The organism is Roseimaritima multifibrata (assembly GCF_007741495.1).
In the GTDB taxonomy this organism is placed as follows: Bacteria; Planctomycetota; Planctomycetia; order Pirellulales; family Pirellulaceae; genus Roseimaritima; species Roseimaritima multifibrata.
In genome coordinates this window covers 117,457-141,982 of the sequence record NZ_CP036262.1, presented here as the reverse complement: position 1 = coordinate 141,982, position 24,526 = coordinate 117,457, and the positions used below count along the sequence as shown (strand labels likewise).

15 protein-coding genes are annotated in these 24,526 nt (G+C 55.5%); 10 read left to right on the top strand and 5 right to left on the bottom strand.

Annotated features, from left to right (window positions below; genetic code table 11):
* Position 1 precedes the first annotated feature (1 nt).
* On the top strand, positions 2-493 hold the full coding sequence (locus tag FF011L_RS00575) for a hypothetical protein (protein ID WP_218932913.1): 492 nt from the start codon (positions 2-4) through the stop codon (positions 491-493).
* Positions 494-1,300: 807 nt separating this feature from the next.
* Here FF011L_RS00575 and FF011L_RS00570 read toward each other — a convergent pair.
* Positions 1,301-1,975, bottom strand: coding sequence for a thioredoxin family protein (locus FF011L_RS00570; RefSeq protein WP_218932912.1), 675 nt, complete (start codon positions 1,973-1,975; stop codon positions 1,301-1,303).
* Positions 1,976-2,324: 349 nt separating this feature from the next.
* Between FF011L_RS00570 and FF011L_RS00565 the strand changes: the two genes are divergently transcribed.
* Together FF011L_RS00565 and FF011L_RS00560 are read left to right on the top strand one after the other, a co-directional pair.
* On the top strand, positions 2,325-5,084 hold the full coding sequence (locus FF011L_RS00565; protein ID WP_145349465.1) for a serine/threonine protein kinase: 2,760 nt from the start codon (positions 2,325-2,327) through the stop codon (positions 5,082-5,084).
* A gap of 134 nt (positions 5,085-5,218) precedes the next feature.
* The gene (locus FF011L_RS00560; RefSeq protein WP_145349464.1) at positions 5,219-5,611 is read left to right on the top strand and encodes a hypothetical protein; all 393 of its coding nucleotides are present in this window, start codon (positions 5,219-5,221) and stop codon (positions 5,609-5,611) included.
* A gap of 992 nt (positions 5,612-6,603) precedes the next feature.
* Here FF011L_RS00560 and FF011L_RS00555 read toward each other — a convergent pair.
* Both FF011L_RS00555 and FF011L_RS00550 read right to left on the bottom strand, forming a co-directional pair.
* Entirely contained in the window at positions 6,604-7,497 is an 894-nt protein-coding gene (locus FF011L_RS00555; protein WP_145349463.1) for an alpha/beta hydrolase, read from the bottom strand.
* Between the two features lie 51 nt (positions 7,498-7,548).
* A complete protein-coding gene (locus FF011L_RS00550; protein WP_145349462.1) occupies positions 7,549-10,527 on the bottom strand; it encodes an FAD-binding and (Fe-S)-binding domain-containing protein in 2,979 nt (992 codons plus the stop codon).
* 165 nt (positions 10,528-10,692) lie between these two features.
* Between FF011L_RS00550 and FF011L_RS00545 the strand changes: the two genes are divergently transcribed.
* A complete protein-coding gene (locus FF011L_RS00545) occupies positions 10,693-14,676 on the top strand; it encodes a DUF1553 domain-containing protein (protein WP_246109647.1) in 3,984 nt (1,327 codons plus the stop codon).
* 14 nt (positions 14,677-14,690) lie between these two features.
* Complete coding sequence (locus tag FF011L_RS00540; RefSeq protein WP_145349461.1) at positions 14,691-16,121, top strand: DUF1501 domain-containing protein; 1,431 nt, start codon at positions 14,691-14,693, stop codon at positions 16,119-16,121.
* A 64-nt stretch (positions 16,122-16,185) separates the two neighbouring features.
* On the opposite strand, the gene FF011L_RS00535 is transcribed toward FF011L_RS00540, so the two are convergent.
* Both FF011L_RS00535 and FF011L_RS00530 read right to left on the bottom strand, forming a co-directional pair.
* Positions 16,186-17,169: an HAD family hydrolase gene (locus FF011L_RS00535; protein WP_145349460.1), complete on the bottom strand. Its 984-nt coding sequence runs from the start codon at positions 17,167-17,169 to the stop codon at positions 16,186-16,188.
* Positions 17,170-17,539: 370 nt separating this feature from the next.
* The gene (locus FF011L_RS00530) at positions 17,540-18,394 is read right to left on the bottom strand and encodes a leucine-rich repeat domain-containing protein (protein WP_145349459.1); all 855 of its coding nucleotides are present in this window, start codon (positions 18,392-18,394) and stop codon (positions 17,540-17,542) included.
* A 309-nt stretch (positions 18,395-18,703) separates the two neighbouring features.
* Between FF011L_RS00530 and FF011L_RS00525 the strand changes: the two genes are divergently transcribed.
* The 5 genes from FF011L_RS00525 (at position 18,704) to FF011L_RS00505 (ending at position 24,473) form a co-directional block, all read left to right on the top strand.
* Entirely contained in the window at positions 18,704-19,255 is a 552-nt protein-coding gene (locus tag FF011L_RS00525) for an RNA polymerase sigma factor (protein WP_145349458.1), read from the top strand.
* A 24-nt stretch (positions 19,256-19,279) separates the two neighbouring features.
* On the top strand, positions 19,280-19,495 hold the full coding sequence (locus FF011L_RS00520) for a hypothetical protein (RefSeq protein WP_145349457.1): 216 nt from the start codon (positions 19,280-19,282) through the stop codon (positions 19,493-19,495).
* Positions 19,496-20,611: 1,116 nt separating this feature from the next.
* Complete coding sequence (locus FF011L_RS00515) at positions 20,612-21,421, top strand: hypothetical protein (RefSeq protein ID WP_145349456.1); 810 nt, start codon at positions 20,612-20,614, stop codon at positions 21,419-21,421.
* Positions 21,422-21,678: 257 nt separating this feature from the next.
* Entirely contained in the window at positions 21,679-22,314 is a 636-nt protein-coding gene (locus tag FF011L_RS00510; protein WP_145349455.1) for a hypothetical protein, read from the top strand.
* Positions 22,311-24,473: a serine/threonine-protein kinase gene (locus FF011L_RS00505; protein WP_246109646.1), complete on the top strand. Its 2,163-nt coding sequence runs from the start codon at positions 22,311-22,313 to the stop codon at positions 24,471-24,473. The genes FF011L_RS00510 and FF011L_RS00505 overlap by 4 nt, the downstream gene beginning before the upstream one ends.
* Positions 24,474-24,526: the final 53 nt, after the last annotated feature.

Genomic DNA, 24,526 nt, shown 5'->3' with positions numbered 1-24,526 from the left:
CATGGTACGGACGTTGATGATGCTGGCGGTCTTGGTAGTGATCGGCTTTATGGCCGGTTGGTTTAGTATCGAGCGTGACGGCGACCAAACAAAGATAGAAATCAATCGCGACGAGATCCGCCAAGATGCACAACAGGCGGTCGATCGAGGGCGTGAGTATTTGGAGCAACGCGGCCAACAAGCTGGTCAGGCCGCCTCGAACGCGGGCTACCAAGAGAACACAGGAGCCCCGGCGAATGCACCCTGGGGCAACTACAACGCTCCAGCCAGTCACAACGCGAACTACCCCCCAGCACAGAACGGGCAAGCTCCACAGAATTACCCGCCACAAAGTGGGACGCAGGCTTTCCCAGCCAATTACCCACAGCAGCCGAACTACACTCAGCAGCCACAGCAGCCGCAACAAAACAATTCACCGTGGCAGAATCAGCCAGCCGGCTACCAAACGCAAAACGGTGCCCCCTGGACTCCGCAGCCTTATCCAAACCAGTAAGCATCGACGGTAGAGCAAGCACGCGTCAACAATCCTAGCGGAGCGGCGCGAGCCGCTCCGCAGGTACGCGGGCGTTCCTCAGTGTCGCCTTTCGCACGGGATGCGAAGTTTATAAGGGACAACAACACCTCGCCGACGCGGACCTCCTCACATATGCCGCGTATCCGAATACAAGCACGAAGCGCAAGCAAGTATTCAGAACAGTCACGCAAACGATTACATTGGACCCGCGTCAAGAATCTTTTATTCACTCGCTGGCGCTTCGTGATTGTATTTCGTTTATTTCTTGCGGGCGGCGAGTATCTGCCAGACCGCTGGGCTTGAAATATATCCACATAAGAAGGGCGACTCTTGCCGGATGGTTTACCGGCCGGACGGCTCGCGCCGTTCCGCTAAGAATCGTTTATTCACTCGCTTGCGCTTTTTGATGTTGCGCTTTTGAGGTGATTGCTGTGGTCAATCGTCCTGATTACCGTACTCTTGCGGATGCCTCAAATCATTCGGCTATTCCAGCACCTTTTTAGCTCCAAGTATCGAGAGTTCCGTTTCAGGGCTTGCCCCTGCGGACTCGCAATTGGCAGCTACCTTATCGGGCGATCAAAAGGCTGTTCTCCGCCAGCCCCAAATCGCCTAGGCGATTTGGGGCTGGCGGAGAAAGATGAATGAGCAAAGAGGCATGGCGGGTAGCTGCCAGTTGTTGCCCCGGACCGGGACAAGCCCGGCGGAAGCAAAGTAGCCCACTCCAAAACGCGCAACATCAAAACTTGCGATTCGTGCTCGTATCGCGCGGGCGGCAAGCAGATTGATTTACTTCAGCCAGTTCAGCAACGTTTTTTTGTCGGTCACGCCTACTTTTCGTTCGACCACTTCGCCGTCACGGATCATGACCAACGTGGGCAGGCTTTTGACGCCCAGACGTTTTGCTAATTTCGGGTGCGCTTCGATATCGACCTTGATAATCCGACCTTGCCGACTAGCCGCTTCGGATTCCAGGGAATGCAAAATCTTTCCTTGAGTTCGGCAGGGGCCGCACCAATCGGCGTAAAAATCGATCAGGACCGGCCCCCTTGTTTCGGCCACCAAGGCTTCGAGGTCTGCGCCCTCGGGCAGCGTTATCAGGGTTGGCTGGATCATCGACCGTGACACGACCGCTGGTTTTTCTAGATCCGCCGAAGCGACTTCCGCCTTCGATTCCATCGTCGCCGAAACGGTTTTCACCTGCACATCGGCGGGAGCTTGCTCCTTGGGCGATTCGGTCGATTCCAAATCGGACATCGACATCTCGGCGGCGGCAACTGCCGCAGGGGAGGATTCAGAAGTATCCGAAAGCGCGTAAGAAGGACTGGATTCAGCGGTTTCCAGTGATTCCGGTTCAGGGGCTTGGGAAAAGAAAGGGATGCGGCCGCGGTTGGCACAGCCGGTCAATCCGGATACCGCCAGGATCCCCAGGACCAGATATCGTTTGTTATGGGACGTAAGCATCATGCTATCTCTAAAGAGTTAAAAACGCCCTGTAGCGTTTTCCGGGGGTTGGCCGCAAGGGCGAACCGATTGGCACCCATTTGCAGGGGGTCGCCGAATCAGCCGACAAGTTCTCCTCTCCGCTAGGCCTCCGAGGGTGTGCCGAGGCTACCCGTCCGTCTGAAAGTGACCGATTTCGCCGATCGTCGACCGCTTGCAGGAGGATCAACGCGTGCATTCCCCACAGGAAATCAGCACAATCGTTCCAGTCGTGCAACACCACCTCGCCCGGACCACTGCTGCTAGCATCCACCTAATTGAGGAGTGGAAAAGATTGACCCTTCTGGAGGGCTCAGTTAGGTTGGATTGTATGGATCCATCTACTCAACCCTCTTCTTCGGCTGACGATCCAGGCCCGGACTCGGAACCGGACCGTGAAATCGCGGCCAGCAGCGAAACCGAGAGCACGAAACCCGTGCTGCCTCGTCTAAGCCCTGCGCTCCCTGCGGATACTTCCACCGAAGAGATCCCGGGCCAAGACTTAACGCCTCCGGATCAGGGAAGTGCTGCGGATTTGCCGATCGACGATCTGGTCGCCGCCAAGACGGTTATTCGAAAAGCGAACGGGGACGGGCAATCTCCTTTAGCCGGACATACGCCCGCTCAGATTGCGAGTGTCCTGCTGGGATACCATCTGAACCATTTTCAGCTGAACAGTTTGATCGGCGGGGGTGGAATGGGCGCTGTTTTTAGCGCCCACGATACGCGTCTGGACCGCACGGTCGCGATCAAGGTCATCCCTCGCGTCGGCGAAGACCCCGATCTGCTGCGAAGGTTCCGCAATGAAGCTCAGAGTGCTGCCAAGCTGGACCATCCCAACATCGCTCGCGTCTACGACGTTGGCCGACACGATGAATGGCACTACATCGTTTTCGAATTTATCGAAGGAACGAACGTTCGTGATTTGGTTAACCGCCACGGGGTCCTATCGATCGACGAGGCGGTCTACTTCGTCCGCCAGGTAGCCGAAGCGCTTGAACATGCCCATCTGCGTGGCGTCGTTCACCGCGACATCAAACCGTCCAACGTCCTGATCCGCCCGGACGGGCAGGTGAAGGTTGTTGACATGGGTTTGGCAAGAACGCTCCAGTTGGAAGTCTCCGGAGACATGACCGCCAGCGGCGTGACGCTGGGCACGTTCGACTACATTTCGCCGGAACAGGCCCGCGACCCTCGCGACGCCGACGTGCGAAGCGACATTTATTCCCTTGGCTGCACACTGTACTTCATGTTGACCGGCAGCCCGCCATACCCGGGTGGAACGGTCCTGCAAAAATTGCTCAGCCATGGCAATTCGCCTCCACCGGATCCTCGGGACGTGCGTCCAGAGGTAAGCGACGACCTGGTTTCCATTCTCCACAAGATGTTGGCAAAACGTCCTGGGGATCGCTACCGTCGTCCAATCGATTTGATCTCCGACCTGGCCGAACTAGCACGGCGCGAAAACCTGACTCGTTCGCAGGGATTATCGACCGTCGCGATCAGCACGGGCAGCAGCTGGCTGGCTCGTTTGGAACGCCACCTGCCGTGGATCACCGCCGCCGTTCTTCTCGTTCTAAGCGTCGCATGGCTACAGCTGCTCTCTTCGGTTAGCGCCGTCGACGACAGCATGCCGCGCCCCACCAGCATGGCCAGCGAACCGACGCGGATGGCTTCGCTGCGTCCTAAAGAGACAAACCAACCAGCAACGGATCTGCTACGAAAGCCCAGCAACATGGGTGAGGATCTGTTAGCGACGAAACCGCTGGTCGGACCACCGGCGCCATCATCGTCCGACGAAGCGACTCAGCCTCCAAGCATCCAACAAATCCCGCTCCCGCCTGGGATCGTCCCCGAAACGACTCGGCTGGAAGAGAACCTTCCCAGTGGCGCGGCGATGAGCAGCACGATCTCAGAACTTACCGCGACTCGGATCCGCGTCGGCGGGATTTCAGCCACCACGCCCGATGAACTTCGAACCAACGATTTGGCCACTGCATTGGCATTGGCAAACGAACACAAGATCGCTCGGATTGAACTTGCCGAACGGCTGATCGTCACCGAACCGTTGGTCATCGAACAAAACAACTTGGTCATCGCCGCGAGTGACCCTGGTTGCCAGATCCAGTTTGAAAATTCACCACTGTTAGCGATGGAACATGCGGTGATGGTCGACATCGGATCGCAGCGCGTGCGATTTGAGAACCTACAATTTGTGTGGAAAGTTCCCAGCAACGCCGTCCATGGTGGGGCTCTTTTTCGAATCGCCGCCAATCGAGGCGTCCAATTTGAAAACTGTGCGATCACGATCGAAAATACATTTCTTCGTGATCCGATCAACGCATTTTGGATCACCCCGGTCCCCACATCGTCCGAAGATCAGCAGACCGTTAGTGCTGCCAGCCCTCCGCTGGTCGCGATCGAGCTGCTGAACGTCATTGTCCGAGGAGAAATGACACTGATCCGGATGGACGTTGCCGCCCAGTTACAATTTCGCTGGGAAAATGGCCTGGCCGCGATTTCACAGCGGCTGCTGGAAACGGGCGGAGCGATCACCAAGCCTCCAGCGGGGCGGACTCAGCTGAAACTGGTCCTCAAACAGATCACCGCTTCGCTTCCTACCGGCTTAGCACAAGTCAACCTGGGCCCCTCTGGGTCGATTCCAGTGGTTCTAGACCGCGTCTGCACCAATTCGGTCTTCAAAACCGCTCCAGGATTCAGCCATATTGAAATCAACGGGCTAAGCAATCTGCAAGACGGCCCCTTTGTGCTCCTTGGCGGAATCGGCAATCACTACGACAGCGGCCCTGGAAATAGCGACCAAATGGTGCGATTAAACGATCAGGCCGACGACAGCGTTCTTTTTCGATTGTCCGATTTAGCGACCAACACCCCCCCAGCATGGATGAAAGAGCAGGCTCCGCAGTCCATCATTCACTGGTCTCAGCCGTCCCCCCCCAGCGAAAAACCGCTTCATTTGTTAACCCCAGAAGATTTTCTTCAAGATGGGACCGTCTTACCTGGATTTGATATAGGGCTTCTTCCGACCCTACTTCCTAGTGCAACGACCCCACCAGACGATCCTACCTAATTTGACAAATGGTCTCCCAGCAGATTTAATCGCAGTTGGCTAACTTGGGGATTGCCTCGCGAATATCGCGATCTATTATAAAATCTCCGAACCAGCCGTTGATTATCCCACCAAACAACTCTGAGGACTCGCGAATGAAACGTTTTGCTTTAATGGCCTTAACCCTGATGATGCTGGGATCGCCAGCATACGCCATCAGTGAATTTAACAAGCAGTGGAAAGCCCAGTACTTGGGTGATGACGCCAGCGAAGATTTCAAGCGATCCGGCCGCAAAGCCGGTTGCTACGTCTGCCACGTTAAAGGCGAAAAGAAGGACGAAGCTCGCAACGAGTATGGCAACGCCCTTCACAAACACCTTGACGCCGAAAACTTTTCCAAGGAACGCATCAAAGCGGAACCCGAAAAGGTAAAAGCAGAAATCCTGGAAGCTTTCAAGAAAGTCGCTCCAGTCAAAAGCAAAGACGGAAAGGCCTTTGGCGAAAAGATCAAAGCAGGTGAGCTTCCCGCCACCGACGCCAAACTGTAAGCATCCACCGCATTTCAATGCAGTGAACCCAAAAACGCTGGCCACACTTCTGTGTGGTCGGCGTTTTTTTATGCCTGCAACCGGAAGGGTTTTGGGTATTGCGTTTTTGTTTCGGGGGATGTGCTGGCGTCAGGACCCCGCGGGCTGTCAAAGATCCCAACCCGCTGCGTCAGCGAGGGACCGGAAAACATGCTCTGCAATCCCTCGCTGACGCATTTTGAAGTTATGCCATGTGGATGCGTTACCCTCTGTCTTTGTGTCGGCCCTTGGGACGTGCGGCTTATAAGTGAAGTAAGTCTGGCTCCCCTCGCCCTCAAGACAAGCTCGCCTAAAACAGATTTGATACCGGATCAACGGTTCGCCAGCGAATTCAATTAAGGTCGATTCAAAGGCTCGTTTTGGGGGAGAGGGGCCGACAGCGTTGGGCAAGGCGTGGCATAACCGCTTGAAATCCTAGGCTTTAACCGCCTCTTCGCTGCAAAATCGCCGCCTGGAAATCTCCCCCTCTCCCCCAGCCTGGACTGTCAAAAACTTGTCGGTGTCGACCTGGACGCACCCCGACAAAACCGATGTGTTTCACGGTCGTTTTTACCGCAAAGTGCTGGTGAAAATACGGTTTCACAGCGTTCAAAATCCGGGTTGTCTGACATGCTGCAGTGTACGCAGCTTGCCACGCCGCAATGATTTTTGACAGTCCACCCCCAGCCCCTCTCCCCCAAGCAAGCTTCACTAAATCAAAAAAAGAGGCAGAGATCACGCAATGAGCTAGCAGAGATTTACTACGCCCCAAAGAGCTCGCTTAGGGGCGAGGGGAGCCAGACTTTCTTCATTTATATTTCGCTGCTCCGGGGGCTTCACCCCCGGCAGAGATTGTGTCGACCCTTCGGGCCTAGAGCAGAGAGGAGTCCGCAGGCTGTCGAAATCCCAACACGCTGGGCAGCGAGGGACGGGGGAACCCGAAAGGCGACAAACTTCACCCGCTTCCTGCTCTTTTATTCGATCAGACCGGATGCTGCGAACCAGTCGCGGCACAATTCAGGCCACTTCGATACGGCGTTCTTTGAAGCTCGCATCCCATACCCATGGCCCCCGTTGCGATAGACGTGCAGTTCGCAGGGCACGTCAACCTTCTTCATCGCGACCAACAACATCGCCGCTCCCACGGCTCGCTCTGAATCGTCAAAAGTGATCGCGATGAATGCCGGCGGGATATCTTTATTGACCACGATGTTTGTATTCAGCTGATTCGTTTTTTTGTTCAACAAATAAGCGGGATAAATGGGGATCATGAAATTCAGCTGAGGACTAAGCTGATCGATTTCGTCGACCGCTTCGTAGGAAGCTTTACCACCATTGGTCCCCGCCATCACCGTCAGATGGCCGCCGGCACTGAACCCCAACATTCCAATCCGGTCTGGATTGATATTCCACTCGGCTGCCTTCGATCGGACCATCCGGATCGCTCGCTGAGCGTCCATCAGAGGCAGCTCGTGAAAATTTTCTTCGCTTCGCCGTGGGACTCGATACTTCAGTAAGACTGCGGTCACTCCGATCGAATTCAACCACTCACAGATTTCGGATCCTTCGTGGCTGTAAGCCAAGATCGAATAACCGCCTCCGGGAGCAACGATTACGGTTGTACCTTTGGGGTCCGGATTCTCCGGTTTGAAAAGTGTCATCACTGGTTTCGACACATTGCCGATCCGCAGCTTTGGCGGGTTTTCGTTTTCACGCTTTGGCAGCGCATGCTCGGGCTCAACGTCGCCGGTTTCGCCTGGAGCCGCAGCCGGCCAAAGTGGGATTTCCGCACGATCCTGAGCAAAGACAAGTGTGGAAGGTAACAGCAACATTGACGTCAAAAATGGCAACAGGAACTTAGTCGGCATGGTTTTTATCCAAGTAGTGAAACGACGATGTAGTCCAAAACCAGTCTGGATCTACCGGATGCGGAGCACTTCAACGAAGTGTTTGGCATCCACCCCCAAACAATCTTTTAGTTGATGCCGACATGAAATGCCACAAGCAACCACGGCACGCCCCTCTGCAACCGCCTGGCGAACCGCCGGAAACAATCGGTCTTCACCAACTTGCTGCGACAGGTCGTAGTGCTCGTAGCCAAACGATCCGGCCATCCCGCAACACCCCGAATCGACTTCTTCGCAGCATCCCGATTCGGGGCCTCCCAATAGGGCATGGATCGCGCTGGTTCCAAAGGTCGCTTTCTGATGACAGTGTCCATGCAACAGAATCGATTCCTCCGTGCATTCGACTTCGATTCCCTCACGATCCAAAAAGCCATCCAGCATCTGAATCTGTCCGGCCACCCGCTGGGCGAGTTCTCGGTCGTCTAGCAAATCGGGAAGATCGTCGACCAACGCGGAGGCACACGAAGGTTCCAGGCAGAGGATCGGCAACCCTTGTTGTGCAAAAACGTCCAACCGACGAAAGACTTCAACGCCGTACTTTTTGGCTTCACGAACCAGTCCCTTGCTCAGCCGAGTTCGCTGGCAGCAACCGGCCTTTGCCAGAATGACCTCGTATCCCGCATCTTCTAACAATCCGATAGCCGCACGCCCCAGGTTGGGTTCAAAGTAGTTGGCGTACGTATCGTCGAACAACACGACCCGCCCACGGTCTCGCCGACCGGTCGGAACAGGATCCCGCTGAAGCGATTGTGCAAGGGTTGTCGTGGCAAAGGTCGGCAGCGGACGCCGACGATCGATCCCAACCATTCGTTGCAACAGAGCCCGACCACCTGGAATCCAATTCGTGAGGTTGGCGATGTTCCCGGTCCAGCCAGCGAAACGCTTGGCGGCATCCGGCATCCGGCCCAACACTTTTGCGCCCAGCGAAATTCCTTTGCGGTCATGGCGAATCTGCAAAGCCTCACTTTTCAGCTTCGCCATATCCACAGCGTTCGGACATTCGCTTTTGCAAGCCTTGCACGCCAAGCAGAGAGAAAGCACGTCATGCAGCCCATCCGACGCCAATCCCTCCAGAGGATCTGCCTCTAACTGCCCGCTCATTGCCAACCGCAACGCGTTGGCTCGTCCTCGCGTCGAATGCTGTTCGTCGCGAGTCGCCATGTACGAAGGACACATTGTGCCACTCCCGATTTTTCGGCAGGCTCCCACGCCATTGCATTGCTCGACGGCCAACTGCAGGCCCCCTTGGTCCGCGTACTTATACAGTGCCGCCTGTTCGGATTTTTCGGCAGCTTCTGCATAGCCAGGCGGCTGGTATCGCAGATTATCCAGCAGGGTTTGAGAATCGATTACCTTCCCTGGATTCATCAGGTTGTTGGGATCAAATAACCTTTTGACTTGGCGGAAGGCTTCATACAGATCGTCACCAAACATGGCAGGCAAATATTGCCCTCGCAATTGTCCATCGCCATGTTCGCCCGACCAAGACCCGCCATATTCCATCACCCACTGGAAAGCCTGATCCGCGATGGCCTGCATCTTTTCGGCTTCGGCATGCTGATGCAGATCGAGCGCAGGGACAACGTGCACGACTCCAACCGACGCGTGAGCGTACAGGCTTAAACGGGTGATCCCCTGGGCGGTGCACAACTGTTGGATTTTGGAAATGTATTCCGCAAGATGAGCGGTCGGGACACAGGCGTCTTCGATAAAATCTCGCCCTTTATTGGCGCCACGCACATTGGAAATCAGCCCCAGTCCCAGCTTCCGCGTTTCCCAGACATCGTGAACGTCCGACGGCTTCGACAACACGGGCCATGAATAACCGATCCCCGCCTCTTTCATCGCGGTCGCAAATTGTTCACAGCGTCGCTGTGCCTCGGGCAGGTCTTGGCCAAAGAATTCGACGATCTGGACGGCGGCAGGATCCCCTTCGATAAAGTGCGACATATGCTGCGTTGCCGAATTGACCTTGGCTTCGCGCATGACCGTTTCGTCCAGCAGTTCAACCGTCGAAGGTTCGTGCTGGAGCATCGCATCGACATACTTCAATGAATCCAACAGTTCGCTGAAATGGACCACACAAACCGCGCTGGCTTGGGGCAGGGGCGTCAGGCGTACGGTCGCCTCCAGGACCACGCCAAGGGTTCCTTCGCTGCCAACAATCAGGTTGCTTAGATTCCACGGCCGTTTCCCCTGGTTCTGTTCGGCTCGCGGGCCGATCGTCCCGGTGTAGCCTGCGCCGTCGACGAATTCATCCAGGTTGTAACCGGAAACCCGTCGCAGCACTTTGGGATATCGCTGAAGGATTTGATCATGGTGCTCCGAAATGATCTCCGTCACTCCGCGATAGAGTTCGGCTTCTCGCTCCGAGACATTTTCCCCGGCCGCTCTTGCTTGCCAAACCGCTGGTTCCACTTGCTCAAATTCAGCAACCGTTCCATCGGCCAACAGAACCCGGCAGGCAAGGACGTGGTCAATCGTTTTTCCATAAACGACGCTCCTAGTCCCACACGTATTGTTTCCAATCATGCCCCCGATCGTGGCTCGTGAACCGGTCGCGGGATCAGGAGCGAAATGCAATTGATCCGCGGCGACCGCCGCATTCAATTGATCGCGGACGACGCCCGGCTGAACCCTCGCTGTTTGAGCCTGCACGTCGACCGCGAGGACTTGGTTCATGTACTTCGAAACATCCAGGATGATCCCGGGCCCATAGGTTTGCCCAGAGAGGGAAGTCGCCCCCCCACGCGGCGTCACCGAGATCTTATGAGCCGCAGCAATTTTCATCGCATGGCAGAGATCCGCCTGATCCCGAGGGACGACCACACAGCGAGGAAACATCTGAAACAACGACGCATCGGTCGCATAAACGCCCCGACTAACATCATCGACGTAGACTTCCCCTCGAATTCCTTGTTTCAGCAGCCGTTGCAGCTCGGATGAGTCGATGGTGTCATTGGTGGCGGGGTCTTCAGAGGCGTTAATCACAGGTGTCCCGGAAACAGCGAATCGATCGATAACAACGGTTTTCCCGGATTATAGATCTGCTACGGGCCAAGCGGGAACCGTAGCCGCAGTTTCGTTTGTTCTAAGTTGTAAATCGCAGTAGAATAGAAGGGTCCCACCTCCCAAATACGCTTTTGGAAATTCTCTATGCCTCGCCTGCGGATCCTCTATCCGAAAGCTGTTACCCGCGATCACGGTTTGGGTTGTCGCATTGGTGGAATAGGACGCGGGGAGTTTGAAGTCGCTGGCGTTGCCGTAGCGGATCGGGATGAACCGACCAGCAGACGGGCAAGGTTTCCATCGCGGGGGCCGGACGGCTTGCGCCGTACCGCTAAGAAGGAGCGAGAGCGAGCATTAAAAATGCTGCCGGAGCAACACCAACCGACCAGCCGACAGGCAAGGTTTCCAGCGCGGGGGCCGGACGGCTTGCGCCGTACCGCTAAGAAGGAGCGAGAGCGATCATTAAAAATGCTGCCGGAGCAACACCAACCGACCGGCCGACGGGCAAGGTTTCCAGCGTGGGGGCCGGACGGCTTGCGCCGTACCGCTAAGAAGGTGGATGGTACTTTCGAAAAACCTACGTTTTCTCCGGCGGGTCTTTTCCGTTTCGTTTTTGCCCTTGCCGCTGGCATGCTGGTTCTGGGGACCTCGGTGGCAAATGCCGACGACACGGCCCCCCAGTCCGCCGAATCCGCGACGATTGATTTCAACCAAGACATCCGCCCGATCCTTTCCAACCATTGCTTCGCATGCCATGGCCCCGATGAGGAAAAACGGGATTCCGGTCTTCGCCTGGATACCGAGGAAGGGCTGTTTGAAGTGGTCAGTCGCTCGGACATTGATGACAGCGAACTTTGGGCACGCGTCAGCAGCGACGACGAAGAGGCTCAAATGCCTCCGTCAAGTTTCCACAAACCGCTGACCGAAGATCAACAGGCGAAGCTGAAACTTTGGATCGAAGAGGGGGCCGAGTACCGGGCGCATTGGTCCTTTGCGCCGCCTCAGGCAGACCCGATTGCTGCGACTCAAGGGAGCTCCGCGATCGATTACCTGATCGCCAAGCGAGCCGAAGCGGCAGGCCTTGTACTCAACGGCCCGGAAGATCCTCGACGGCTCTTCCGACGGTTAACGTTTGATCTCACCGGGCTGCCTCCGACTCCAGAACAAACCTCCCAGTTCTTGGCGGACACCTCCCCCGAAGCCTACGAAAAAGCGGTCGACCGATTGCTCGCTTCGCCTCAGTACGGCGAACATATGGCTCGGTTCTGGCTGGACCTGACGCGATACGGAGACACGCATGGCCTGCACCTGGACAACTACCGCGAAATGTGGCCGTATCGCGACTGGGTGATCCGGGCGTTTAACGACAACATGCCGTTTGACCAATTTGGGATCGAACAGTTAGCGGGCGACCTGCTGCCAAATGCAACGCTCGACCAGAAAATCGCCAGCGGCTACAACCGCCTGAACGTGACAACCAGCGAGGGAGGGTCGATTTATGACGAAGTCTTCTTCCGCAATGTTGTCGATCGTGTGGATGCTTTTGGAACGGTCTTCTTGGGTTTAACGACTCAGTGCTCCACCTGTCACGATCATAAATTCGATCCGATTACTCAGCGAGATTATTACTCGCTGTACGCGTTCTTCAATAGTTTGGATGGACGCGCGCTTGATGGAAACGTCAAAGACCATCCACCCAACCTGCCGGTCCCGCAGCCCGCCGACATCGAACAAATCGAACAGGTCAACGCCGCGTTGGCAGCGCTCGCCTTGGAGGCTCGCCAGCCGATCGATACGGTCGATTCCGAACAGGCGCGTTGGGAAGCACAACTGGTCGAAAACAAGGACGTTCAGTGGCAAATCCTGCATCCGGATAAACTGGACGCCGGAAAAGATTCGACGCTGGAACTGGAGCAAACCGATACCGGAATCATCAAGCTAGGTGGCAAAACGCCAGCCACCGCAACGATCACATTGGAATCGGTCCTGCCCGCCCAGGAAGGGCTTCGCTTGGTCCGCCTGGAAGTTCCCACCGACACCCCCGAAGCGTTGGCGGGATTGGCTTCCAACGGGAATGCTGTCCTTTCAGAAATTGAAATCGAAACGAAAAGCGAAGCGACCGGCAACGACTGGCTGCCCGTTAAATTCGCCTACGGTGAAGCCGATTTCGAACAGCCAGACGGTAAATTCGCGCTCCGCTTCGCGTACGACGGGAAAATCGAAAAAGCCGAAGGCTGGGCTATCGGAGGACACCAAAAACCGGGACCTCGAGTCGCATGGTTCGCCACGCGGGGGCTGCTATCCGAAGGTGGTGAAGCACGTCTGCGGGTCCGCTTGAAATTTGAATCGCAGTTCAGCGAACATCTGTTTGGCCAAATTCGACTGTCCGTCAGTGACCAAATCCCGCAGGCAACCGAGGGCAAACGTCTGCAGCAATCCGACTGGCAACTCGCAGGACCTTTTCCCGTGGAATCGCCCAGCCATGCCTACCCCCGACAAATCGGAGCCGTCGATTACAAAACGCCGCCGACCGCTGAAACCGCGGTTCGCTATCGCGACCAGGACTTCCCTTGGCAGTCGCACCCTCAGTTTAATGACACGATCTCCAGTGACCTTCCTGCGGCGGTCGACCAACCGTCGGTAATCTTGCTTCATCGTTCGATCACCGCCCCGACCGACCAGCAAGCGACGCTATTGCTAGGAACCGGTGACGGAGTTCAAGTCTGGCTGAACGGAACCCGTCTAGCGGAAGTCCGCGGCGAACGCCCGCTGGTCGCGCTTGAATCCGAATACAAACTGGATTTAAAGAAAGGGGAGAATTCGCTTTACCTGAAAATCGTTAATCACTCCGGAAACGCTGGCTTCTCTGCGGCCCTTCGCTCTCCTGCCGTTGTGACCCCTCCGCAAATCCTGGCAACCGCCAAGATCCCAGCGGAGCAAAGAACCGTCGCCCAAACCGAGGGACTGCGAAGTTACTACCGCCAAGCGTTCTGCTTGCATCCCGACTGGTTAGCGTTAAAAGACGAACAAGCGGGCCTTGTCAAACGCCTGGAAGAGATCAACAAAGCGATCCCGATCACATTGGTCTGGAAAGAAACGGAAGAACCGCGGAAAGCGAACATCATGCTGCGTGGGTTGTACGATTCCCCCGGCGAAGAGGTGACGCGGCGAGTCCCCGAATTCCTCCCACCGCTTCCTGAATCCGCACCCAACAATCGCCTGGGACTGGCGCAGTGGCTGTTCGCGCCTTCCCACCCGCTGACTTCCCGAGTCATCGTGAACCGTTTCTGGCAACAGGTTTTCGGAACCGGCATTGTCAAAACGAGCGAAGACTTTGGCGCCCAAGGGGACGTCCCTAGCCATCCAAAACTATTGGATCATCTGGCTGTCGATTTCCAGGCATCCGGCTGGGATGTCAAACGGATGATGAAACAAATCGTAATGTCCGACACCTATCGCCGCAGCAGCCAAGTGACGCCGGAAATCTTGGCTAAGGATCCGACCAATCGATTATTAGCTAGAGGCCCACGCTTTCGCCTGGATGCAGAAATGCTTCGCGATCAAGCGTTAGCGGTCAGCGGATTGCTGATCGAAGAAATGGGCGGCCCCAGCGTGAAACCGCCGCAGCCCGATGGGCTGTGGTTTGCGGTTGGTTATTCGGGCAGCAACACGGTCCGCTTCACCGCGGATACCGGCAGCAAGATCTACCGCCGGAGCCTGTACACGTTCTGGAAACGGACCAGCCCGCCGCCTCAGTTATCGACGTTTGATGCCCCTAGTCGCGAATCGTGTACAGCACGTCGCGAACGGACCAATACGCCTTTACAGGCATTGTTATTATTGAACGAACCACAATACATGACCGCCGCCAAACGTCTGGCAAGTCGCGCCAACGAAAGCGAAGGGACCGATCCGGAACGACTGGAAACCATCTTCCAAACCATTGTTGCGAGGTCTCCGTCCGATGCCGAACAGAAAGAACTACTGACACTCCTAGGCGATCTAAACGCCAGCTACGAAGCGGATCCCGCCGCGGCCAAAGCTTTGGTTGAATCCGAGAACGCTTCGTTAGCGGCTTGGACCGTGCTGGTTAATACACTTCTGAATTTAGACGAAGTTATCACCAAATAGCCCAGTTGATCACCATGACTCCACAGACACGTCGTCATTTCTTTTCGCAAACCTCCGCGGGCCTAGGGGCCGCTGCGCTGGCTTCGCTAGAACAACGTCCTGCGGCCGGTTCACAAGCTGTCGGTGGGCTTCCGACGCTGCCGCACCATGAACCAAAAGCGAAGCGAGCGATCTACCTGTTCATGTCAGGCGCACCAAGCCAAATGGACATGTGGGATCCGAAACCGGCGATGGCCGATTGGTATGACAAAGACCTGCCCGAATCGATCCGCCAAGGCCAGCGGCTGACAACCATGACCAGCGGCCAGTCGCGGTTCCCGATTGCCCCCAGCGTCTATAAGTTCGCACCTCACGGCAAAGACGGGACAATGGTCAGCGAGTTGCTTCCGCACATGGCAACCAAAGTCGACGAAATTTCGCTCGTCCATTCGATGCATACCGAAGCGATCAATCACGACCCAGCAATCACCTACATCTGCACCGGCGACCAGTTACCCGGCAAGGCTAGCCTGGGATCTTGGCTGAGCTACGGGCTGGGAACCGAAAACGAAAACCTTCCCGCATTTTTAGTCATGACCGCCAGCTGGTCCGGACGCCAGCAAGCTCAGGCGCTGTACAACCGTTTGTGGGGAAATGGTTTCTTGCCTAGCAAGTACCAAGGTGTCGCGCTCCGCAGTTCCGGCGATCCCGTGCTGTACTTATCGAATCCCGATGGTATCAGTCCTAAAATTCGCCGCCGAATGCTCGATTCACTCGGGCGTCTAAACGAAGCCGAATACGCTCGCTTGGCCGACCCGGAAACGAACGCTCGGATCGCCCAGTACGAGATGGCCTACCGGATGCAGACCAGCGTCCCCGACCTAAACAACATCTCCGACGAACCTCAACATGTGCTGGACCTATACGGTCCCGACGTCACCAAACCGGGTTCCTTTGCCAACTGCTGCCTGATGTCTCGCAGGATGGCAGAGCGCGGCGTAAGGTTCACTCAAATCTTCCATCGCGGTTGGGACCAACACGGAAACCTCACAGGCGATTTACCTAAACAATGCCGAGACGTCGACCAACCATCCGCAGGCCTGTTAACCGACCTGAAACAGCGTGGCATGTTGGATGAAACGCTAGTCGTTTGGGGCGGAGAATTTGGCCGCACGATCTACTGTCAGGGAAAATTGACTAAAACAAATTACGGCCGCGATCACCATCCAAAGTGTTTTACCATTTGGCTGGCCGGAGCCGGGATCAAGCAGGGCTTCGTGCACGGTGAAACCGACGACTTCAGTTACAACATCGTTCGCGACGGTGTCCACATCCGCGACCTAAACGCGACCATTTTGAACCTGATGGGAATCGATCACGATCGATTCATTTTTCCCTTTAAGGGCCTGGACCAAAAACTGACCGGAGTCGAACCGGCCAGCCCCATCAGCGCGATCATGAGCTAGTTCGCCATGGCTGTGCGGAACACCCGCCACAGAAAACCATCTCCTTACTGGCTCCGAATGGGATCTATGGCAGGATCGTCTTCCAGTCGTTCTTCATATCGACCACGGTCCAGCCATACTTAGGAGCCACTTCGAGGGCGGTCGTCAGCTTGCCCGTGCTTTTGGGATTCGCATCATAAGCATACTCACGTTCCGCGTCGGTGTGATGGACGATCAAGCCAAAGCTTGGCCTAGGGTTATCGATCGTGGTGTATTCGATCATCGCCTGGTCTCCATTTGAATTACCAAACGCCGCGATCGGGCGTCGCCCCAGGAAGGTATGGATACCAACGGGCTTGCCTCCTTTGTCATCAATGAAGAGGGAATCGACGGTCTTCGTTAGGACCGGCTTGCCATCCTTCATTTCAAATCGCACCAAGCTATACGAGCCAATGATCTGTTCGGGCGGAATCCCATACGTTCCTTCGGCAAAGACTCGCATAAAATCGACTCCGCCTCCGGAAACAATCCAGGTCTGGAAGTCATTGGCGCGAAGGTAGCTGAGCAGTTCCAGCATCGGCTGGTAAACACATTCCGTAAAAGGACGGTCAAATCGAGGATGTTTGGCAGTCGCCAACCATTGTTTCACTCGAGCGGTGAATTCATCCGGCGTGATGCCCGCATGAGTCAGGGCAATAATTTCCAGAAGCCCTTTGTAATGATTGGCCGACAGGGCAGCGATATCCGATTTAAGGAATGCCTTCACCGAAGGATCCTCGCGCCATTCCGGATGATCGGGCAGCAACGTCTTCAGTTCATCCGCAGCAAAGATCGCTTGAAAGGGGAGTGGGTTCTCACACCACAAAGTCCCATCATTATCGAAGACGGAAATCCGCTCCTCGACCGGAACAAAATCAGGGGTCCCCGCCTTGGTCACCTTTTCAACAAAATCGATGATCGCTTTTTTGTTCGGACCATCGTTCCACGAAGGGAGCGGATCGACCGCAAAAGCAAGCGGGAGAAAGGCCGCAAACAGCAGGCAAAACGGCAGGCAGGTTCTCACTATCATTGCGTAATCGTCCAAGTTAGAAAAAGGGCCCGATGAGACAAAGCGGATTGACGACGCCATTGTAGAACATGCGCCACGAATCCACTAAAGGATAATCAGATCGTTCATCGTGGGCATTGCGAATTGACGTTCGCTTCGAGAGAAGCACTGAACAGGAAGCAATCGCTGACGCGGATTGCGACTGTGCGGCAGGGCCAAAACATCCCAAGTCGCAGCGTCAGCGAGGGATAGAAAAAGCAGGCCTCAATCCCTCGCTGACGCAGCGGTTTGGGATTTTGCCCTGGTAGCACTCAAAAAAAATGATCTCAACGCTTTATCTACAGCGTTGAGATCAATGCAAGTTTGTTTCTCGGCGAACAACCGTTGTTCTTTACTTTTCAACCACTTTCACACCTGCCGCCTTGAGGGCTTCGAAGGCTTTGGCTTTCCCCTCTTCGTTTAGCGGGTTTTCCCCTACGTATACATTTAGGTAGGGAGCAAAACGTTTTGCGGTCTTGGCGTCGGCTTCGCACATTTTGACCAGGGGTGCCAAGTCTTCGATCTTGTTTTTGCTGATCAGCAGATATTTTAGTGCGGGCAGATTCGCGATCGGGTCCAACTGCTTGATCTGATTGTTTCGCACATCCAAAGTGGTCAACCATTTCAGATCGGCGACAGGGGAGAGGTCCGTCAGTTTGTTGCCCGACGCGTCCAGCGACCAAATCTTAGTCAGTTTTGCGATCGGCTGAACTGTTTCCAGTTTGTTGTTGGCCACATACAAGGTCCGCAGATTGGACATCGCTTCCAGAGGAGCCAGATCGCTTACTTCATTGCCGGACAAATCCAACAACTGCATCGCAGTCAGACCTTTCAGGGGCTGGATGTCTTTGATTTTATTTCCTGCCAGCGTCACCGACTGCAACCGTTTCAGTTCCGCAAGTGGTTTCAGGTCTACGATTTCATTGTCTTTCAGATCGATCAGCATGACGGCGGGACAATGCTGCAATCCTTCCAAATTTTTAATCTTTTTTCCACGTCCAACGACCTGCGATATTTTTTCAACATCCGCTTTGGTCAAAGGTTCCGTGTTGTACCGCTTCTCGAAGACTTCGGCTCGAACAGCCGCCTCTAAGCCGGCATCCGGGAATAGTTTCGGCGGATCTTCTGCAGACGTGGAGGCGGCAACCAAGGCTGTCGTGCAGACAAAAACAATCATTCCGAGGAGGGATTCAGGATATCGCTTCATTTCTCGCTCATCAGACTAAAAAGGAGGGGCAGGTTAGGAAGGGCAGGTCTACTGCTTTGCCAAGATTGTACTTTGGGTCAAACTGCGAAATTGGGCACTTTGAAATCCATTTTGACAATGCTCTAGCCTAATTCGTCGGCAGGCCCAGAACCAGTCGGTCTGAGGCATCTAGATTTCGTCAAAGCCGGCCCCCCTAAGCATTTCTTGTGATGATGGATTAGATTAGATAGGGGCGATCGCAAGGCGAGATTCGCCCGTGCCCCATTTGGCCTGTATATCGATTCGCCATTCTCGACCGGAAACCAACGTGTGAGCAAAGAGGCGGAGCTGATCGAGGCCGCCCTGCAAGGGGACAAAGAAGCTTTTGGGCAACTGGTGCGAACGCACCAGGATCGGTTGTTTGCTGCCATGCTACAGGTCACACGCTCTGCAGAAGAAGCCGAAGATGTGGTCCAGGACGCGTTTGTCCGAGCCTATCTGAAGCTGGACACCTTTCAACGCAACAGCCGCTTCTTTACTTGGCTGTACCGCATCGCGTTTAACAGTGCGTTATCCCGGCGACGGCGCAAACGGGTCACAATGTCCCTGGACCAGACGCGTGAAGTGACCGGAAATGAACCGATCGACAACGTCGATTCACCCGACGAGCGCATGCTCCGAGGCGAACGCGTTCTTTCCATCCAAGTCGCCCTCGACCAGCTATCGGACGAACATCGGACAATTTTGGTCTTGCGAGAAATGGAGAATCATCCCTACGAAGACATTGCGGAGATTCTGGAAATCTCCATTGGCACCGTCCGTAGCCGGTTGAGTCGAGCTCGGACGCAGCTGCGTCTAACCTTGGAAGGGATGCAGCAGTGATTTCTCAACGATGGAACGTACAAGTTGACCGACAAAATTCATGCCCATGACGCGGGCACTCCCGGCCCTCGGCGGCCATTTCTGGGGGTTATGTTCCGCTGCTGTAACGTGTACGCCCGTATCTACCGGCGAGTCGATTTAACGGCATACGCAGGAAATTGCCCCCGCTGCGGCAAAGCCCTTCAGGTCCCGATTGGCAATGGCGGAACCGGACAGCGGTTTTTCAGCACCAAGCAGTGATCCAGGGAAAGTAGGCCGGATCAAAGAGCGACAGCGATACAGCTCCGGCTGACGCTTCCGACTCATCGTTTGCCGGATCATCGTCGCTACCGCTTCTCGAAAGAAAGTAGGCCGGATCAAAGAGCGACAGCGATACAGCTCCGGCGGACGCTTCCGACTCATCGTATGCCGGATCTTCGTCGCTACCGCTTCTCGAAAGAAAGTAGGCCGGATCAAAGAGCGACAGCGATACAGCTCCGGCGGACGCTTCCGACTCATCGTATGCCGGATCTTCGTCGCTACCGCTTCTCGAAAGAAAGTAGGCCGGATCAAAGAGCGACAGCGATGCAGCTCCGGCGGACGCTTCCGACTCATCGTATGCCGGATCTTCGTCGCTACCGCTTCTCGATAGAAAGTAGGCCGGATCAAAGAGCCACAGCGATGCAGCTCCGGCGGACGCTTCCGACTCATCGTATGCCGGATCATCGTCGCTACCGCTTCTCGAAAGAAAGTAGGCTGGATCAAAGAGCGACAGCGATGCAGCTCCGGCGGACGCTTCCGACTCATCGTTTGCCGGATCTTCGTCGCTACCGCTTCTCGAAAGAAAGTAGGCCGGATCAAAGAGCGACAGCGATACAGCTCCGGCGGACGCTTCCGACTCATCGTTTGCCGGATCATCGTCGCTACCGCTTCTCGAAAGTAGCTTTAATGGGGCATTCTTTCGTGGAGGGCGTCGATTGTATTAGTAACGGATTTGAAGCTCGTTGGGCATAGGAAATCCTAACCCGACGCGTAAGTTCTGATGTTGCGCTTTTTGGAGTGGCTACTTTGCTTCCGCCGGACTTGTCCCGATCCGGGGCAGCAACTGACATTGATTAAACAAACGCCCTGGCACAGCGTCCCTTTGTCGGTTTACCCGACAGGAACGTAAGATTTGAAATTAGAACCGGTTACCCTCAGCGCATTGCCTCTCGATCCGCCCTCCCGCCACCGGAACAAAATTCAATGAATTTTTTCTCCAGGAAACCAAAGATTGCGACTCATTAGGCGAATAACTGTCTGAATGGAACGGTTTTGAGACGAACAGTGAACGTCTCCCCCCTATCGAGTCACTTTCTCTCTTCGAGGAAAAATCAGATGCTTAAGAAAATTATTCTGGCCGGTTCGGCTGTTACCCTGCTGACCGGAATGGCAATGGGCACGGGCCTGTGGAGCTACGGTCGGTGTGCGGCCGACAAAGTGACCCAATCCGCGAAGGATTTGGTCCCCATGGAATGGGAAGTCGACCGGGCGCGTAAGATGATCACCGACCTTGAGCCGGAAATCACCGAAAACGCCAAGCGGATCGCCCGCGAGAAAATCGGGGTGACTCGCCTGGAACGGCAAGTCGACGAATCAAGTGCCCGTCTGGCCGATGCTCAGCGAAATATCGAACGCCTGAGCAGCGACCTGAAAAGTGGCGACCAGGCTTACACCTACGCTGGCAAAACCTACACTTCTGTTCAGGTCAAAGACGACCTGAGTGCTCGCTGGAAGCGTTTTAAGACCCAACGGGCTACGGTAGATAAACTGGAACAGCAATTGGATGCACGCCACGCTTCGCTGGCCGCAGCCAATGAGCGAATGGACGCGATGCTAAGTGCCAAACGTCAGCTGGAGGTTGAAGTCGAAAACCTACAAGCTCGCTTGTCCGCACTGCGAGTCGCACAGACGACTTCGGACCTAAACCTGGATGACAGCCAACTCTCGCGAACTCGCGAACTGCTGGATGAACTGGCCACCCGGATCGACGTCGAAGAAGAAGTCATGGCCGTCGACGCGGACTACTTTGGCGAAATCGACCTAGACGAACCAGAGCAAGAAGACCTGCTGGATGAAATCTCGACCTACTTCGGTGGCGACGCAGACGACGATCAGCAACTGGTTTCGATCGAAATGGTTCAATAGTCCAAACATTGACGACGGATATTAATTGAAACGAAATGTTACCGGAGCGGTGAAAGCCCTCCGGTAAAATGCGGTAAGGGTGCCCCCTTTTGCTCCTAGGCCGCGGATCTGTAAGTGTCGTCTTTCGCTTCGCGGAAGTCGTGAAAAGTGATTCCTCTTGCCGAGCAATTGCCGACACGGATCCAACCGACTGCCGACCAGCTCGCTGGGGCTTTCGAATCACTTTGCAAACATACGGCAACGGCTTTCCCTCGAACATGCACTCTCACTCACTCTCAACCGAGCCATCGAATCAATCTGGGCAACCAGATCGTTGGGCGTTGTGGGTGGATGGTGCAGGGGGATTCCTGCTGATCACTTCTCTATCCGCCACGATCGGCGGCCCCGCTTCCGACGACGAAGCGATGATCGCCGTCCAAGCCGACCTCCGGCGACGCGAAGCGTTGATCACCCGGTCGAATGGGCAATACCAGGTCCAAGCGGTCGACGGCCGCGTGGCCCCTTCCGCGTCGGCCAGCGGGAATCGCGAATCCGCTTCGCCCCAGGCGGTTGTCTCGCTTCGCCCCGAAGACTCATTTGTGCTTGGCGACGGGGTTCCATTCAAGTTCCGTCTTCCCAATCCACTTTCAGGATCCGCACGCCTGACAGTCGATCGTCGATACCGATTCCGGTCCCATGTCGATGCCATTTTGCTGATCGATGACACCCTTGTGATCGGCCCCAGTGCAGACTGCCATATCCAAGTCCCTCACGCGGCAGGAAAACTGGTTTTGATGCCAAAAGAGAATGCTTGGCAAATCAAACCAGCGGTCGCGGGGACTCAATGGCAAAACCTGCAGTGCGGAACGCGATGGCACGATTTCGATCTGTCCATGACCTTGGAGAAGCTATGAGCCGTTCTCCCAAGGATCCGCAGCGGGCTGAATTTAGCGCGCCCACAACCGATTCCGTATCGGCCGTTAATGGTAGCGGGATCGATCACGATCTTAACAAAAATCACTTACAGCGGGAAAATCCAGTTATGGCCGCTCTTGCCGGTACACTAGACAGAGGTCGTCGTCTGTTCGGCCGGCCCAATGCCGCCGATACTCCTACATCTGCGTTTGATAACACGCCGAGTGATTCGGCCAGTTCGCCTCCTATTCCAACCGCTCCGAAAATGCACTTCACCTACGCCAGTGGGAGCTCCCCTCTGCCGCGTTACACGATTCGTCGTGGCGTTGGTATCGGTGGATTTGGCGAAGTCTATTTCGCGGTCAGCGAAGCGGGCAAAGAAGTCGCGATCAAACGCATCCAACGCAATCTGGATGTGGAATTGCGAGGCGTATCGCACTGCCTAAACCTAAAACACCCCAACTTGGTTTCGCTGTTCGACGTCTGCCGCGACGACCAAGACCAAGCCTGGGTGATCATGGAATACATCGCAGGCCCCAACCTGCGGGAAGTTCTGGATCAACATCCACAAGGTCTGCCCGAAGAGGAAGTCCGTCGCTGTTTGGTCGGCCTGGCCAGCGGGATCGCTTACCTGCATGACAGTGGACTTGTCCATCGCGACCTGAAACCGGGAAACGTATTTGACGATGCAGGCATTATCAAAATCGGCGATTACGGGCTAAGCAAATTCATTTCGGCCAGTCGTCGTGGAGGCCACACCGAAAGTGTCGGGACCTTCCACTACATGGCCCCCGAGGTAGGTCGCGGAGAATACGGCCGTGAAATCGACATTTACGCCCTTGGAGTGATCCTGTGTGAATTGCTGACAGGACGAGTCCCGTTTGATGGCGAAAGCAGCCATGAAATTGTGATGAAGCATCTGACGGCGCAGCCCGACCTGGAAGGCATCGCGTCTCCGTACCGCGAAGTCATCAAAAGTGCATTAGAAAAAGACCCACGCAATCGACCACAATCGATCGCCCAAATGCTAAAGCCATTGGGTTTGCAGATCGACACATTTGGTAGCGGTACTCCGGCCACGATGCCCAGCAGCCTAGGCAGCACTTCATCCCCCGCCGAATCCAAACAGGACCCGATCCTTGCCAGGCTGGCCAGCCCTCCAGCAGCGCCGGGCGCTTCCGCCGAAAAACCGATTCGCGAAGAACCACTGGCTCGCGCCATCCGTGGCTCCCTAACCGATTTAGCGCGGTGGTGGGAAAGCTTGGAATCGTATCCGGGAACCCGCATCGCAATGATGTTCATGATCGTCGCCTTGGTGGTGATCAATACCGGATGGCTGGTTCCTCTGCTGACATTTGTGGCGATCTTTTACGTTCCCTACTACATCATCCGTCACTTGGTCCTGGGCATTCGTCAACAACCTTCGTATGCCGAAGCCCATCAACTGGCGGTCGCCCGAGCCCAGATTCCACGACCGCTGTCGGCGGGGCAGTGGCGGCAACAAAAACGAATCGAATTGGCCAGCAAGCGTTCGCTCACACGGATGACCGAGCTAAGTGGTTCTTGGACGAAAGCGATCTTTTGGACGGCGATCCTAGGAGTGGTCGGGACGATGATCGGGTTACGCGACGCGGACCTGTCTGCCGAAAATATCGCTCCCTACGCTTTGACCGCGGTGACGATCGGGTTTGCCGCTTTGGCACTGCTAGGGATGGGAAAACTGTGGGAGCGAGGCGAAGGCGAACCACTATCGCGACGCTTAGTCCTTGCGGGCGTGGGCATCATCGTTGGTTCGTTTGCGTACGTCGCATCGGAATACTTACTACTGCCCATCGGCGGGACAGCACTATCGGCAGATGTCGCTGACAACCTGCCACAAAACTTATACACAAACGAAGGCGTCCCGCGGCTCGCTGCGATGATGGCTCACTTCGCACTGCTGATGGGAGCCGTTGGTTGGTGGAAAAACACCGACCCCCTTCGCAAACGACGCCTCAGCGTTTGGACCGTTGCGGTCGCGGTCGTGTTTGAATGGGCGATCAGCCTAGCCCTGCCGATTCCACAACCATGGGGCATTTTAGTTGCTGGCGGAATCGCAATCGTGCTGCAATTGGCATCGCCATGGGAAAATCGTCATCAAGAAATGCAGGTCAGCTAAGGCTCCCTCGCCCAGCCCCTTTTCCACACCGCACAGCTATCCACTCCTCTTCA